Here is a 15,984-nt window from a genome sequence, read left to right on the forward strand (position 1 = left end):
ACCTAAGCTAAGTTCTCGTTAATTTAAGATTGCTAGCGTGATTATGGATTTACTCATTACCTTGTATTTGCGTTAATATATCAGTTATAGCTACCTCACTAGCACCATCACTTACGATGACATGTTTTAAACCAAACTGCTGTGCGGTGTCGGCGATACGTTGGCTAACGACTATCCATACACACTCTGTACGCCAATACCTCGCTAACGCTTCATCAGCTTTATTACGGGATGTTGGGTTAATCAGTGTTAATTGTAGTAGTCTTTCTAATATAGCGTTACTGGTTGCTACAATACAATTTATTTTCCGAGCATGCCAGAATTCACTCATGTTTTGGTTGAATAGTCGCCATACACATTGGTAGCTATTTAAATAACTGACAGTAGCACCTCGCTCGCCTAATGTTTTGGCTAAAAGCGCTCTGCCGCTATCGCCACGAACAATAGTAATAGGCTCACCATTAAAATGTTTACTTAGCACTGGCAGTGCCAGCAAACCTTCGCTGTTTTCCTGCTCAGGGCAATGAACTTGCGAAAACCCTAATCGCTGCAGTGCTATTTTAGTAACCTCACCAACGGCAATAAGGTGTTGGTATTGCCAATCCTTTGCGGGTAAACATTGATGGGCAAACTCAACCGCAGAAACACTAACAAAAACAATAATATTATTATTGGTTAATAAATCTTTACTTATTTGGCGTTCAGCTAATGACTGATAGTCAAATAAGGGTTGATTAACATGGGCAATATTCATATTGCTCAGCGACCTAGCAAGCGCTTGTGCTTTTTTAGTTGGTCGCGTTATTAAAACATTAAGCGCATTATGGTTATTAAACATCATTTTCATCAAACATTATGTTAATGGACCTGGTAATACCAGGCCTATTAAGTTACTTCCCTCTTAGCGAGAATTAAATGAAACTCATGGTATAAGGACTAGTTATCGGCAGCGTGAGCAGCGAAAACTTCTTCTAAAATTCTTCCTGCACCACGATTCAGTAAGTCTTGTGCTAATGCATTACCTAACGCTTCGCCTTGCTCAACCGGGCCAGTAATTTCACCTTCAATTAACTCACTTCCGTCTGTTGCACCTACTAAACCACGTAAGTGCACTTCTTTACCGTCGTCAGAAACAAGGCTGTAGCTGGCAATAGGTACCTGACAACCGCCTTCTAACGCTTTGTTCATCGCACGTTCGGTTAATACTCTTATTCGTGTGGTGGGGCATTCAAGTGGTTTAAGTAATGCTCTCATGCGTTCATCGTCAATACGAGATTCAATACCTACAGCACCTTGACCGTTAGCAGGGAGTATTTCCTCAGGCTCAATATATTGTGTAATGCGCTCACGCATTTTTAAACGAATTAAGCCAGCTGCCGCTAAAATAATAGCATCGTATTGGCCTTCATCAAGTTTTTTAAGGCGCGTATTAACATTACCGCGTAAATCATGAATTTCTAGATCTGGGCGTTTAGCTTTTAGTTGGCACTGACGACGCAAGCTAGACGTACCAACAATAGCACCTTGGGGTAAGTCGCTAAGGCATGAATAGGTGTTAGAAACAAAGGCGTCACGGGGGTCTTCGCGTGGACAAATGACCTCTAAGCCCAAGCCTTCAGGAAAATCCACTGGTACATCTTTCATTGAATGCACAGCAATATCAGCTCTGCCTTCTAACATAGCGACTTCTAACTCTTTAACAAAAAGTCCTTTACCACCCACTTTAGCCAAAGGTGTATCTAACAGGACATCTCCTTTGGTCGTCATGGGAACAAGCTCAACCTCAAGCTGCGGGTGAAAGTGCTCTAATTGTGCTTTTACGTATTCGGCCTGCCAGAGGGCAAGGGCGCTATTGCGAGTCGCTATTTTTACAGTTGTCATTTTGTTTCTTCCAAAGGTATCGATTATTCAGTGGATAAAGTTACTTCTGTTGCAGCTTGTGTGCTGACGGCGTTTGATAAAAACCGCCAAAACTCATCACCACCGCGCTTATCTGTCCATGTTTTGTCATTGTCAGAATAGGTGAAGTGATGACCATTAAATTTTGTAGCTACCCAAATTTCATGTAATGGTGCTTGCTTATTAATAATTATTTTGCTGCTGTCTTTAAAGGTTAGGGTTAATAAACCACCGGCACTTTCATAGTCTATGTCAACGCCACAGTTTTCAATGGCTTCTTCAACAGCAAGTAACAAATCTTCAGAGATTAAATTATATTGGCTATCGTTCATTGGCTTTCTTTTGTTGTTTGGATAATCAGCATGTGAGTATAATAGCAATCTGACAAAATAAATACCTATTAAGTTAACTTGAAAAGCTTGACTTAAACGACTTTCATGGCAATAACTAGTACTTATGCATTCAATTAAACATTTTTCGCTTTTATTTCTCTGTTTTTCTACCACGCTTATTATTTCTGGCTGTGGTTCAAAAGGTGACTTATACCAAGTCGAAGAAAGTAAAACAATGAAAAAACCCGTAATAAAAGAGCCTGCACAGGTGACTAAACAACTTAAGAAACAGTCATAATGCTAGTGAATTTTTCCAAAATGCATGGCCTAGGTAACGATTTTTTAGTCTTAGACAATGTTACACAGAATGCTTATTTATCGACTGAACAAATCGCCAAGCTAGCCGATAGACATTTGGGTGTTGGCTTTAATCATTTATTGATCGTTGAACCTCCCTATGATCCCGATTTAGACTTTCATTATCGTATTTTTAAGGCAGACGGTAGCGAAGTGAACCAATGTGGTAACGGAGCACGATGCTTTGCACGCTTTGTACGCATGAAGGGCTTATGTAATAAAAATAAAATCCGTGCTTCAACCGGCTCGGGCAAGGTGACCTTGTTTGTTGAGCGTGATGGCAATATTTCAGTCACTATGCCAGTCCCCCAGTTTGAACCGGCTAAAATACCCTTTGTGGCACAAAAAACTGAGGGAACCTATATTTTGCGTAGCGCAACTGAAACTGTACTTTGCGGTGTGGTGTCGTTAGGTGGCCCCCATTGTGTGGTAACCGTTGATGATGTGCTTGACGTACCAGTAGAAAAGTTAGGTAAAGAAATTTCGCAACATGAACGTTTTCCAGAACACGCGAATGTCAGCTTTATGGAAGTGGTTGCGGCAAATCAGATAAAACTACGTGTTTATGAGCAGGGCGCTGCTGAGAATTTAGCCTGTGGTATTAGCGCCTGTGCTGCGGTTGTTGTGGGTCAAATGCAAAACAAACTCAGCAAGCAGGTGACAGTAGAGTTGCCTGGCGGAAAGCTCAGGGTTTACTGGAAAGGGGTTGGGAGTCCAGTAAAAATGTCTGGTCCTGCCGTACATGTTTTTGATGGACAATTGTCTATATAAGCACAATAAAATTGAAGAAATTAGATGAAAAGTGAACAACACATGACAAATATAGATGACTTACCCTTAACTGATGAGTTGGTTAGCGCCTACTTACTAGATAATCCTGAGTTTTTTAACCGTAATAGCGAATTAATCACAGGGTTAAGGTTAAACGACACCAAGCGAGGAACGGTTTCGTTAGTAGAAAGACAGCAACAGCAACTCAGGCAAAAAGTGCAGAATTTAGAAGACGAAATCACCCAGTTAATGTCAGTCGCTCATCATAACGAAGACTTATTTGTACTTTATAGCGATTTATACCTACGCTTGATTGACTGTCAATCGGCAGGTGAATTACTTGATTGCTTAGTACAAACAACAACAGAGCTATTGTCGTTGTCTGCTTTTACATTATACCTTAGCGAAGCAACTAGCATTAAACATGATAGTTTATCTAAAAATGATTGTCAGGGCGTAATGCATAACCGCTTAGCAAGCAGTGATTATTATTTTGGCCGCCTGCAACAAAGCGAGCAAGAATTAATATTCTCGCACAACTGTCCCGGCTCTGTTGTATTGGTGAAGTTAACCCACGCAGAAAAAACGTTAGGTTTTTTAGCCATTAGCAGCAATGACGCACACCATTTTGATCCACGCATGGACACTTTATTATTAAGCCAGTTTAAACGTTTGGTTGCCAAGTTATTGTACCAACACCTTACGACATAGCGGTTAATGTGTTTACCTAAGCAAAGAGTTGCTTTCCACTTAGTTCCGATATTGATAATAGAGCGACCATAAAATGAAATTCTACCGACGTTTGTCTACTATTAAAGCAATAAGCTTTGACTTAGATGATACGCTTTACAGCAATAAACCGATAATGCAGGCAATAGAAAAGAAAATGATTGCTTATTTCTCTGGTTTGGCTATTTGGACCAACGGTTTACCCATTGACAATACAACTAAACTTCCTAAGGTGCTCAACCACCATTTTTGGCGGTATTTTCGTCAACAAGCTGTGCAAAAACAACCCGACTTAGCCCATGATGTTGTACAAGTGCGCTTAGTGACGTATCGCCTTGGTTTTATTGCCCTAGGCTTAAGTGAAAATACAGCCGAGCAACAAGCATTAGCGGCGCTTAACTATTTTATTTCATTACGCAGTGACTTTACTCTCCCTAAGGCAAGCGTAAATTTATTGGCAAATTTACGTGAAAAATACCCACTTATTGCTATTAGTAACGGCAATGTTGATACAAGCACATTAGGTATTGCGCACTATTTTCAGCATATTTACCATGCAGGGTGGCAATCAGATGGCACGTTATTAAGGCAAAAACCGGCAAGTGACATGTTTGACTTAGCGTGCGAAAAGCTCATGATCAAACCGTCTCAGCTACTGCATGTAGGAGACTGCGGACGCGCAGATATTCAAGGGGCATTACTTGCAGGTTGTCAAACCGCCTGGTTGTCTTGTTATGATGTGGGGCAACCCATTACGCTACTGCCAGATATTGAATTAAACCGGCTAACCCAGTTGGCAGGCTTGTAAATTAAGGAGAAGTAGCGCCGCTGTACTGACGCGCTTATTGAGATTGGCGTTAAACTTATACAAAAGGCTGACTGTACATAAAACCAGTGTTACACTATTCACTATACTAATAAATATACCCTAACTCGTAGGCAGGCTTTTAATCACATTACTATATCCTGCCCTATAAAAATTATTCCCCTCTCAAAGTAAAGGTTTCCACGATGGATGTTTCAGAATTACTCGACTCTTTAAACGATAAACAACGCGAAGTTGTTGCAGCACCTAAACAAAACATGTTGGTGTTAGCGGGGGCGGGCTCTGGTAAAACGCGGGTATTAGTTCAGCGTATTGCATGGTTAATGCAAGTGGAACAAGCAGCGTCACATTCTATTTTAGCGGTAACCTTCACTAATAAAGCCGCAGCAGAAATGCGCGCCAGAGTTGAACAAGTTACCGGTGGCAACACCCATGGCATGTGGATAGGCACCTTTCATGGCTTAGCGCACCGCCTCCTTCGTATGCATTTTCAAGAAGCAAAGTTACCACAAACCTTCCAGGTGCTTGATAGTGACGACCAACTGCGCTTAATTAAGCGTATTATTCGCACGTTAGCGCTGGATGAAAAAAAATGGCCCGCGAAGCAATTTGTTTGGTATATCAATGGCAAAAAAGATGAAGGGTTAAGGCCTGAGCATATTGATGCCCAGTTTGACCCTAGCGAAGCGCTTTTTGTCAAAGTGTATAAAACCTATCAAGAAACTTGCGACCGTGCAGGCCTCGTTGATTTTGCCGAATTACTCCTGCGTGCTCACGAACTTTGGCTTAATAACCCTGAATTACTCGCGCATTATCAACAACGTTTTGGCCATATCTTAGTTGACGAATTTCAAGACACCAATGCCATACAATATGCTTGGTTAACATTGCTCGGGCGTGCGCAATCTAAGGTCATGATAGTGGGTGATGACGACCAATCTATTTATGGTTGGCGCGGTGCACGTATTGAAAACATTGAGCGCTTTACCCATGAGTTTAGTGAGGTTCAAACCATTCGTTTAGAGCAAAACTATCGTTCAACCGCAAATATTCTTAACGCCGCAAATCAGTTAATTAGCAATAATAATAACCGCCTAGGTAAAGAGCTGTGGACGGATGATAAAGCCGGTGAAAAAATATCGGTGTACACGGCTTTTAACGAAATAGATGAAGCTCGCTTTATTGTTGGCTGTATTAAAAAATGGCATGACGATGGCGGCAAGCTTGATGAAGTGGCTATTTTGTATCGTTCTAATGCGCAATCACGCTTGATGGAAGAAGCCTTACTGCAAAGGCAGTTGCCGTATCGTATTTATGGCGGACAGCGTTTCTTCGAGCGCCAAGAAATAAAAGATGCCTTAGCTTACTTACGACTCATTAATAACCGAGACGACGACGCGGCCTTTGAGCGTATTATCAACACACCCACGCGTGGTATCGGTAATCAAACTGTAGCGTTAATTCGTGATGCTGCCAGAAGCCTAGAAGTAACCTTATGGCAAGCGTGCCAACAAATGCTGCAGGCTGAGCAGTTAAAAGGACGCAGCGCTAAAACCATTAGCCAATTTATTCAATTAATTGACCAACTCGAAGACGACTCAACTGACCTAGACTTAGACCAACAAGCCAACTTTGTTGTGCAGCATTCAGGCTTAAAAGCCATGTACAAAGCAGAAAAGGGCGAACGCGCTGAGCAGCGTATTGAAAACTTAAATGAATTAGTTACGGCCTGTCAAACCTTTGAAAGTGCGCCTTTATCTGACCAAGACTTGGCCGAAGAACTAACGCCCTTAACCGCATTTTTAACGCACGCAGCTTTAGAGTCTGGTGAGTCACAAGCGGATGAATTTGAATCAGCGGTACAGTTAATGACAATGCATTCAGCTAAAGGGTTAGAGTTTCCGTTAGTTTTTATCGCTGGCCTGGAAGAGGGCATGTTCCCGTCACAACAGTCGGTAGAAGAAATAGGGCGCTTAGAAGAAGAGCGACGCTTATGCTACGTTGGCATGACAAGAGCGATGAGTAAGCTATACTTATGCCATGCAGAAAGTCGTCGTATTTACGGACAAGAAAAGTTTCATAAAGCGAGCCGGTTTTTACGTGAACTACCCGAAGCATGTATTGAAGAAATACGCATGCAAAGCCAAGTGGCCAAACCTAAAGCGGTAGGCAAGTTCTCTAACACCTTTACTTTAGAAACATTTGCCAACACAGGCTTTAAATTGGGACAACAAGTAAAACATGCTAAATTTGGTGAAGGTGTTGTGCTAAATTATGAAGGTAGTGGCGCGCAATCACGCATTCAGGTTAACTTTGCTGATGTGGGTAGTAAGTGGCTCGTGGTTGAGTATGCGAACTTACAAGCAGTTTAATATAAATTCAATAAAAAGGGCTGACAATGTCACAAAAATTACTCGTAGTAGAAGACAGCAAACCAATTGCTAGTGTTATTAAACAAATAGCCCAGTCACTAAACTTTGATGTGGTGATAGCTACGACGTTAGCCCAAGTTGAAGAAATTTTATCAAAGGATACTGATTTTTTTGCCGCCACAGTTGACTTTTCACTGCCTGACGCACCAGACGGCGAAGCAATTGCTTATGTGTTATCACACAAAATCCCCAGCGTTGTCTTAACCGGCAAAATGGATGAGACAACCCGAAAAAAAATATTAGCCCAGCCTGTAATAGACTATATCCCGAAAGAAAACAGCCAAGCGTTTTTATACTTAAAGCGTATTTTACATGGGCAACAAACAAACAGTAATAAGTCTATTTTAGTGGTTGATGACTCATCAGCAGCGCGTACGCATATTGTTGGCTTATTAAAACGCCGTAACTTTACGGTTTACACAGCAAATAATGGCGTGCAAGCGTTAGCGCAATTGCGTCAACATAAAAACATTAAAATGGTGATCACCGACCTAGAAATGCCCGAAATGAATGGCATAACGCTAACCAATGAAATTCGTAAAAAATATACCCGCGAACAAATGACAGTGATTGGTATTTCTGGTGCTGAAAATGGTATTCATTCAGCTCGCTTTATTAAAAATGGCGCTGACGATTTTCTACGTAAGCCATTCTGTCCAGAAGAATTTTACTGCCGTATTACCCAGAACATTGAAAGCATAAGCAATATTGCGCAAATTCAGCACACAGCCAACACAGACTATTTAACTGAATTACTAAACCGGCGAACCTTTATTAATAGCGCTAAGCAGCGCATAGCCGAATATAGCAAGCGCGATATATCTTATTGTTTAGCGGTATTTGATATTGACTACTTTAAAAAAGTGAATGATACCTATGGCCACGAAACGGGCGATCAGGTATTAAAAGTGTTAGCTTTATACATGCGTAAACACTTTGCGGGTGGTTTATCGGCACGTTTAGCAGGTGGCACCTTTGGCCTATTGTTACATGGTGTAGATGCCGATCAGCTTTATATTAAAATAGATGACTTTCGCCGTGAAGTGGCAGTATCTGATATACCCGCGGGTAACACACAAATATCTATTAGTGTTAGCTTTGGTGTGGTGTTTGACAGCAAAGACAGCTTTTCAAAACAAATGAGTGATGCGGATAATGCCCTGTATTTAGCTAAAGATAATGGCCGAAATCAAATTGTTATTTCGGGTAGTGAAGAGCAAAGTTAAGTGCTTGTGTTGATATATTTACAGTTTCTCGTTTACCAGGCTTTCCGCTTGTTGCTAAGCCTGGCTATCGGTGAAAATATTTGTTTATAATCGTTAGATCATTTTCCTCAATTAAAAGATACACACAATGAAAAAAATAATGGGTTTAACTTTGCTTGTTTCCGCGGTACTAAGTGGTTGTGGTGCAAATAATAGCGCTGTAATAGGCAACACAGAGAAAGATATTGCGGCAAGTTACAACAGCATTAATAAGGCACAACTTATTGACCATATTAAAGTGCTGTCATCAGACGAATTTGAAGGCCGTGCGCCGTCGAGTAAAGGCGAAGAACTAACACTGGCCTACTTAACTGAGCAATTAACCGCTGTTGGGTTTAAACCTGGCAATGGCGACAGCTTTTTGCAAAAAGTCCCTATGGTCTCCATTGAGGCATCGACCGACATGACCTTGTCAATAAGTGGTAAAGATTACCAATATGGTCAAGACATGGTGATGGGCTCGAGCCGCATTAGCGACTTTGAGCAACTTAATGATTCAGAATTAGTCTTTGTTGGTTACGGTGTTAATGCACCAGAATATAACTGGAATGACTACCAGGGCTTAGACGTAAAGGGTAAAACCGTGGTTATGTTGGTGAATGACCCCGGCTTTGCTACACAAGACCCAGCGCTTTTTAATGGTAATGCGATGACCTATTACGGGCGTTGGACATACAAATACGAAGAAGCCAGCCGTCAAGGTGCTGAAGGTGCCATTATTATTCATGAAACCGCACCGGCATCTTATGGTTGGTCAGTTGTGGCAAACTCATGGAGTGGCCCTCAATTTGGCTTTGTACGTGACGATTTAAATAAAGGGCGTGTTGCTGTTGAAGGCTGGGTAAATAGCGAGGTGGCATCTGAGTTATTTGAACGCGCTGGCTTGAACTTTGAACAAGCTAAAATTGAAGCCGCTAAAGGCAGTTATCATGTTGCTATGGGGGATTTATCCGCGTCAGTTAAAGTAAAAAACACGGTAAAAGAGTCAGTGTCATATAACTTTATCGCGACTTTACCTGGTAGCACTAAGCCCGACGAACACATTATTTATACTGCACACTGGGATCATTTAGGTAAAGATACGAGCTTAACGGGTGACCAAATTTATAATGGCGCAGTAGATAATGCCTCAGGCACGGGTGCGCTGATTGAAATAGCAGAAGCCTTTGCTAAATTGCCGGTTGCGCCACAGCGTTCAATTACCATTTTAGCGGTAACGGCAGAAGAGCAAGGGTTACTAGGCTCTAAATATTACGCCGCTAACCCTATTATACCAGCGGCTAAAACTGTCGCTAACATTAATATGGACGCCTTAGGTGTAAGCGGAAGAAGCAGTGACGTATCTGTTTATGGCTTAGGCCAGTCAGAATTAGATAACTACCTGGCTGTCGCTGCGAAAAAACAAGGCCGCACTATTGCAGGCGACCCTCGTCCAGCAGCCGGCATTTACTATCGCTCTGATCATTTTGCTTTTGCTAGCATTGGCATTCCTGCACTTTACGCAAAAACAGGGCCAACCCCAGTTGATGAAGCAACCAAAGCATTACGCGCTAAACTACATGACAGCTTAACGCAGTGTTATCATGGCCTATGTGATGAATATAGTGATGACTGGGATCTGTCTGGTGCAGTAGAAGATATACAAGCCTTTTATGACATTGGGTATGCGCTATCTCAAGAAAATGTATGGCCTAAATGGAGCAAAACGTCAGAGTTTACCCGCTAAAATCTTATCATAGTAAATGTAGCCGTGGCCTTAATGCAGGCTCCTAACCTGCGGCCTCGGCTTATTTTTTCAGCCAACCATCATTTTTATTCATATATCTATTATGAATAGTATCAGCTACTACTATATACTCAGATCACTTCAATAATAAAAAGAGTAGAGCTGTGCAATTTAATATTGTTAAGTATGCGCCACTGATAGAAAAAGCACGTACGAGCTTTTGGTTTTTACCAAGCCTTATGGTGCTTTCTTCTATTATGCTGGCGTTTTTTACTATCTATATTGACGCTGTTTATATAGATAGCCTTGGGCTTTCATTGCCACTGCTGTATAAAATGGATATTGAGGCCATTCGCTCTTTATTAGGGACGATTGCTGGCGCTATGATTACCGTGACCAGTATCGCTTTTTCACTCACTATTGTTGCTTTAACCTTAGCCTCATCGCAATTTGGCCCCCGTTTGCTGCGTAATTTTATGATGGATACCGGTACGCAAGTGGTACTTGGCGCTTTTATTGCTAATTTTTTGTTTTGTATTCTGGTGTTTTGCGCCATTAGTTTTGCAGAGCCCTACGCTTTTAAACCGGGCTTAACCGTGGTTATTGCCCTAGCAATGACCTGCAGCAGCGTGGGGGTTTTGATCTATTTTATTCATCATGTATCAAGGTCTATTCAGGCAGATGTTGTGATTGACGATGTGTATCAAGACCTTCAAAGCAGTATTGAAAACCTCTTTCCTTCAAGCAATATTCAAGAACAAAATGTAGTTAACACTGGCTCGCGACAAACAGACATTGGGCAAAGGCCTCAACTATTTAATGTGTTCGCAAAATGTAGTGGCTATGTGCAAACTATTGATCACGCGGCACTAATAACCTTAGCTACGGAATATAATGTGCTGATTAAGTGCAAACTTACCTCAGGGAACTTTGTCGTGAAAGACGCAACTGTGGCCACTATTTATGCGGTTAATGCCGTTGCCAATGATGCAGTAGACAAAAGTTTAGCCAAAAAAATAATGGCTAATGTTGTGTTGGGAGCCTGTAGAACACCGGTTCAAGATCCTAAATTTGCAGTGCGGCAATTAGTCGAAATTGCTTTACGCGCACTCTCCCCCGGTATTAATGATCCATACACGGCAATTACTTGTGTTGATAAGCTTAATTCAGTCTTGTGCGGGTTAACAACGAGAGTATTTCCTGAGGAGCAGCGGTATGATCAAGAAGGTACGCTGAGGTTGGTTTGTAAAGTGTTAACCTTTACTGATATTGCGAGAGAGGCGCTTGAGCAAGTTAGGCAACACGCCACGGGTGATATATCTGTTACTATCCGGTTACTCGATGGGTTAAGCGAACTTAAGCGATTTGCGCAAAATGATGAACAAAAACACTTTGTCCTCAGCCAAAGTAAAATGATTGAGGCGCAGCAAGTTAAACAACCATTGGTTGAACAAGACTTTAAAGAAATTAGCAGCAGAGTTGCGTTTATTGTTAACCTTTAAGCGGCCTAATGTTGAGCCATCATCTCAGTTGAAATACAATTTACGCTAATAGCTATACGCCTAACGACAAGACAACAAGGACATTTAATGTTAAAAAAACTCGCTATCTTAGTCATGCAGGGGCTACTTGCCTTATTGCCACTATCGCTCACTATTTACTTTTTTGTCTGGTTAATAGGAACAATAGAAACAAGCTTAACACCTTTGATCCCGCAAAGTATTTACTTTCCCGGCTTAGGCTTACTGCTCGGTTTTGTTATTCTGCTGCTAGCAGGTTTAGCGGTAAACGCTTATGTTGTAAAGTCATTAATCAGCTTTAGTAGCAGCATATTAGAAAGAATACCGATTGTAAAAACCATTTATGGCGCGCTGCAAGACGCCGTTAATTTAATCAGTATTAACAAACAGCAACAAATACAAAGCGTTGTTTCGGTAAAGATTAGTGACAGTATTCACTTAATAGGTTTTGTTACGAGCCATGAAGGTGCCCAGACGCTGTTTGAAAACAATGAAAAACTAGGTGTTTACATTCCGCTAAGTTACCAAATAGGTGGCTATACTTTATATATCGACAAAGACCAGTTAACTCCGCTCGATATTAGCGTTGAAACTGCCATGAGAATATCGCTAACCGGTGGTGGTGTTGCTACTGCACAGCAAAAAGAAACAAAATAGCTTAATCGCAATAAAAATGCATACCAACCCGATAAATAAAATAGACAATAAAGCATGGGATTAAGCAAACACTTTATGCAAGCTTTCACTAAACCCACTTAATATAAATAAGTACAACCATCACTCATATGACTAAAATATCAAAAGAAGTACAAGCACAAGCAATAAAAATTGCTAAAGGTACGCAGCGACCTAATCAAACAAAAGCGCAAACTAAGTTAGTGGCTCAGGGCATAGAAAAAGGCATTGCTGAGTATAAAAAACAGCAAAAAATAAAAGCACGCGAGCGCGACAAAGCACGTAAAAGTACATTAAAAGTCGCTGCGGATAAACCTGACGATGTTGAGGGTACGCCTGCAACTAACTCAGCTAACAGCCTGTTACCATGGGTGTTATTAGCAATAAGTTGGCTTGGTTTTATTGGTTGTTATTTATATTTCACTGGGATTGTCACGGTATAATTAAAAGTTATCGCCTATGCTTTACAATCAGCTTTTTTAACGTGTCAATAATGCCTGAGGGGGTTTGATAGGCTAATACAACCTCTCGCAGCAGCTGTATACCATTAATAGGTAAGAAAACAATGTCGAATTTTTTCAGTATTTCAGGTGACGCTGGTACCAAAGCACAGCCTAACCCTGCATGTACTAGCCCTAGCGCATAATCTATGGTTTGAATTTTAGCCCTGATGTCTAAGGTAATACCGGCTAATGTTAATGTGTCATTTAAGCTGTCCCACGCGGTGCAAGGGCTACGCTTAATAAAAGGCAGCCCGTCTAAATCTTGCAGTGAAATAGAGTTTTTAAGGGCAAGTACGTGGTTATAAGGTAATGCCAGCAGGTATTCTTCTTGCCACAGTGGTAGGTAATGCTCCGTTTCTGTTAATTCTTCCTTCATGATAATGCGCGCATCACAAGTTGCTTGGTGCGGCACTAAGGTTAACTGCATTAATTCTTGTGCAGCGGTGAAGTCTTTTAGTAACGCAGACATACGCTCAACCCCAAGGCCGTGCGTTACGCCTAAATTAAAGCTTTTGTTAATGCTTTCACCGGTAAAAATATTTTTTATTGCTTCTGCTTGCCCCAGCAGTTGTTTTGCTAAGGGGTAAAGCCTTTCACCTGTGTCTGTTGGCGTAACACCTCTAGCATGCCTACTAAATAAAGAAGTCCTTAACGATTGCTCTAACAACCTAATGGCGGCAGAAATTGAGGGTTGTGCAATAAAACAACTTTTGGCCGCGGCACTAAAACTTTGTTTTTCATAAACAGCAACAAAGTACTGCAAGCTTTTTAAGTCCATAGTCTCACTTACCTAGTATTAACTAGGCAAGTATCGCTCAAAGCGTTATAAAAAGCATTGATATAGATAAAAGCTATACCAGATAAAGAAAATGAATATTTTATCTTTGGCTAAGTTTTAACTACTATCAAAATAGTTAATAGCTCATTAATTATTAAAACTACCATTAACATTATTTACTCAAGGTGTTTTTCATATGTCGAACTCAACCGCTAACGCAAACAAACGTCCTGACTTTAACTGGCAAGACCCTTTATTACTTGAGTCTTTATTGTCAGAAGAAGAGCGCATGGTTCGTGATAGCGCGCACCAATATTGCCAAAACCAGCTTATGCCAAGAATACTAGAAGCTAATCGCAATGAATATTTTGACGTTGAAATAATGCGTGAATTAGGGGCCTTGGGTTTATTAGGCGCAACCATTCCTGAAAAATACGGCTGTGCTGGCGTAAATTACGTCACTTATGGTTTAGTTGCCCGTGAAGTTGAGCGGGTAGACAGTGGTTACCGTAGTGCAATGAGCGTGCAGTCATCGTTAGTAATGCACCCCATTCATGCCTACGGTAGTGAAGCGCAACGCATGAAATACTTACCTAAATTAGCAACAGGAGAATATATTGGTTGCTTTGGTTTAACCGAGCCTAACTCAGGCTCTGACCCAGCCAGTATGGCAACCAAAGCGGTTGCGGTTGACGGAGGCTATCGTTTAACTGGCACCAAAATGTGGATAACGAACTCGCCCATTGCCGACATATTTGTTGTTTGGGGCAAGCTCGACGGCGTGATCCGTGGCTTTATTCTGGAAAAAGGTATGACAGGTTTAAGCACCCCTAAAATTAATGGTAAATTTTCTTTAAGGGCGTCAATTACCGGCGAAATTGTTATGGATAATGTTTTTGTTCCTACCGACAACATGCTACCTAACGCTAAAGGGCTGGCGGGGCCGTTTGGCTGTTTAAATAAAGCCCGTTACGGCATTGCTTGGGGCGCGTTAGGTGCCGCAGAATTTTGTTGGCATGCCGCCCGTCAATACACCTTAGACCGAGAACAATTTGGCCGACCTTTAGCGGCTACTCAACTTATTCAGAAAAAATTGGCTGATATGCAAACTGAGATCACCACGGGTTTATTTGCCTGCTTACAAGTGGGTCGCCTCATGGATGCAGGAACATTAGCGATAGAGGCTATTTCACTGGTTAAACGCAACTCTTGTGGTAAAGCGTTAGACATTGCGCGCATTGCACGTGATATGCATGGTGGTAATGGCATTAGCGATGAATTTCATGTTATTCGCCACGTAATGAACCTTGAAGCGGTAAATACTTATGAAGGAACTCATGACGTACACGCATTAATTTTAGGCCGTGCTCTAACCGGCATTCAGGCTTTTTATTAATACACTCACTCCCCACACTGCTAGCACGAGTACTGTTAAAGCAATTGTTGCCTTGGTTTTATGCTTGCTAATAATGCGCTCAGCTCGATTACCGGCATAATATACGATAACAGCTAAACCAAAATACCGGATAGTGCGCGCAATCGTTGCGGCAACTAAAAATAAAGCAAGTGAGTATTTAGCCGCGCCAGCAGCAAGCATAGCAACTTGAAACGGAACAGGCACAATGCCAAGGGTTAATACAAACCAAAACCCTTGATCGTGTATTTTTTGCTGCACAGCGTCAAATTGTTCAGGAGTTGACAATGTAGTAATAACCCAATCACCGATGGCGTCAAATAAATAATACCCTATACCATAACCAAATAAAGCCCCTACCACACAACCTAACGTTGCCATGAGTGCAATCAACCATAACTTTTCACGACGCGATTGCATTAAAGGCACTAACACTGCCTCTAAAGGTATAGGTACAATAGTGGATTCTAAAAAAGACGCGACACTAATGCCACTAAGCATATAGTGAGAGTCGATAAACTGGCGCGTTCTTTGTTTTATCTTCTGTTTAATAGTCATAGGCCTTACGTTAATAATGATCGATGGCTTTGGGTCATCTAGAGAGCTATTGATTTTATATTACTGTAACTTTATCAGATAACTAAATTTAAATTGCCTGTAAATTTTTTATTAAAACCTAACAGGTTATCAAGTGTATTCTTCTGCTATTTTTTCTTATAGTCTTTCACTTTTAATCGCCAGCGTCATAGAAGAAGCG

Annotated in this window: 16 protein-coding genes; 11 read left to right on the top strand and 5 right to left on the bottom strand. The window is 41.4% G+C overall.

The window, feature by feature from the left end; all coding sequences use genetic code 11:
* Positions 1-49: 49 nt before the first annotated feature.
* The 3 genes from AC0UA9_RS15125 to cyaY form a co-directional block, all read right to left on the bottom strand.
* A complete protein-coding gene (locus AC0UA9_RS15125; RefSeq protein WP_475661213.1) occupies positions 50-841 on the bottom strand; it encodes a uroporphyrinogen-III synthase in 792 nt (263 codons plus the stop codon).
* A 95-nt stretch (positions 842-936) separates the two neighbouring features.
* Positions 937-1,881, bottom strand: coding sequence for a hydroxymethylbilane synthase (hemC, locus tag AC0UA9_RS15130; protein ID WP_475661214.1), 945 nt, complete (start codon positions 1,879-1,881; stop codon positions 937-939).
* A 23-nt stretch (positions 1,882-1,904) separates the two neighbouring features.
* Positions 1,905-2,231, bottom strand: a complete 327-nt coding sequence (gene cyaY, locus AC0UA9_RS15135) for an iron donor protein CyaY (protein WP_475661216.1) — start codon at positions 2,229-2,231, stop codon at positions 1,905-1,907.
* 124 nt (positions 2,232-2,355) lie between these two features.
* On the opposite strand from cyaY, the gene AC0UA9_RS15140 reads away from it, so the two are divergent.
* The 10 genes from AC0UA9_RS15140 (at position 2,356) to AC0UA9_RS15185 (ending at position 12,975) form a co-directional block, all read left to right on the top strand.
* Complete coding sequence (locus AC0UA9_RS15140; protein ID WP_475661219.1) at positions 2,356-2,529, top strand: lipoprotein; 174 nt, start codon at positions 2,356-2,358, stop codon at positions 2,527-2,529.
* Positions 2,529-3,359 carry a diaminopimelate epimerase gene (gene dapF / locus AC0UA9_RS15145; protein ID WP_475661221.1) on the top strand — a complete coding sequence of 277 codons (831 nt, stop codon included), beginning with the start codon at positions 2,529-2,531 and terminating at the stop codon, positions 3,357-3,359. Before AC0UA9_RS15140 ends, dapF begins: the two co-directional genes overlap by 1 nt.
* A 42-nt stretch (positions 3,360-3,401) precedes the next feature.
* On the top strand, positions 3,402-4,070 hold the full coding sequence (locus tag AC0UA9_RS15150; RefSeq protein WP_475661223.1) for a DUF484 family protein: 669 nt from the start codon (positions 3,402-3,404) through the stop codon (positions 4,068-4,070).
* A gap of 73 nt (positions 4,071-4,143) precedes the next feature.
* Positions 4,144-4,896, top strand: coding sequence for an HAD-IA family hydrolase (locus AC0UA9_RS15155; RefSeq protein ID WP_475661225.1), 753 nt, complete (start codon positions 4,144-4,146; stop codon positions 4,894-4,896).
* A 203-nt stretch (positions 4,897-5,099) separates the two neighbouring features.
* The gene (uvrD, locus tag AC0UA9_RS15160; protein WP_475661227.1) at positions 5,100-7,286 is read left to right on the top strand and encodes a DNA helicase II; all 2,187 of its coding nucleotides are present in this window, start codon (positions 5,100-5,102) and stop codon (positions 7,284-7,286) included.
* 26 nt (positions 7,287-7,312) lie between these two features.
* The gene (locus AC0UA9_RS15165) at positions 7,313-8,572 is read left to right on the top strand and encodes a response regulator (protein WP_475661228.1); all 1,260 of its coding nucleotides are present in this window, start codon (positions 7,313-7,315) and stop codon (positions 8,570-8,572) included.
* Between the two features lie 127 nt (positions 8,573-8,699).
* Positions 8,700-10,337 (top strand): M28 family metallopeptidase, encoded by a 1,638-nt coding sequence (locus AC0UA9_RS15170; protein WP_475661229.1) that lies wholly within the window; start codon positions 8,700-8,702, stop codon positions 10,335-10,337.
* A gap of 164 nt (positions 10,338-10,501) precedes the next feature.
* Positions 10,502-11,839, top strand: coding sequence for a DUF2254 domain-containing protein (locus AC0UA9_RS15175; RefSeq protein ID WP_475661230.1), 1,338 nt, complete (start codon positions 10,502-10,504; stop codon positions 11,837-11,839).
* Positions 11,840-11,926: 87 nt separating this feature from the next.
* Entirely contained in the window at positions 11,927-12,514 is a 588-nt protein-coding gene (locus tag AC0UA9_RS15180) for a DUF502 domain-containing protein (RefSeq protein ID WP_475661232.1), read from the top strand.
* A gap of 128 nt (positions 12,515-12,642) precedes the next feature.
* The gene (locus AC0UA9_RS15185) at positions 12,643-12,975 is read left to right on the top strand and encodes a DUF2956 domain-containing protein (RefSeq protein WP_475661234.1); all 333 of its coding nucleotides are present in this window, start codon (positions 12,643-12,645) and stop codon (positions 12,973-12,975) included.
* A 7-nt stretch (positions 12,976-12,982) separates the two neighbouring features.
* On the opposite strand, the gene AC0UA9_RS15190 is transcribed toward AC0UA9_RS15185, so the two are convergent.
* A complete protein-coding gene (locus AC0UA9_RS15190; protein ID WP_475661237.1) occupies positions 12,983-13,813 on the bottom strand; it encodes a LysR family transcriptional regulator in 831 nt (276 codons plus the stop codon).
* Between the two features lie 196 nt (positions 13,814-14,009).
* On the opposite strand from AC0UA9_RS15190, the gene AC0UA9_RS15195 reads away from it, so the two are divergent.
* Entirely contained in the window at positions 14,010-15,209 is a 1,200-nt protein-coding gene (locus AC0UA9_RS15195; protein WP_475661238.1) for an acyl-CoA dehydrogenase, read from the top strand.
* Here the strand turns inward: AC0UA9_RS15195 and AC0UA9_RS15200 are convergent.
* A complete protein-coding gene (locus AC0UA9_RS15200) occupies positions 15,183-15,785 on the bottom strand; it encodes a YqaA family protein (protein WP_475661239.1) in 603 nt (200 codons plus the stop codon). The two genes, AC0UA9_RS15195 and AC0UA9_RS15200, sit on opposite strands and share 27 nt — an antisense overlap.
* Positions 15,786-15,984: the final 199 nt, after the last annotated feature.

It is taken from the genome of Colwellia sp. F1, assembly GCF_056238625.1.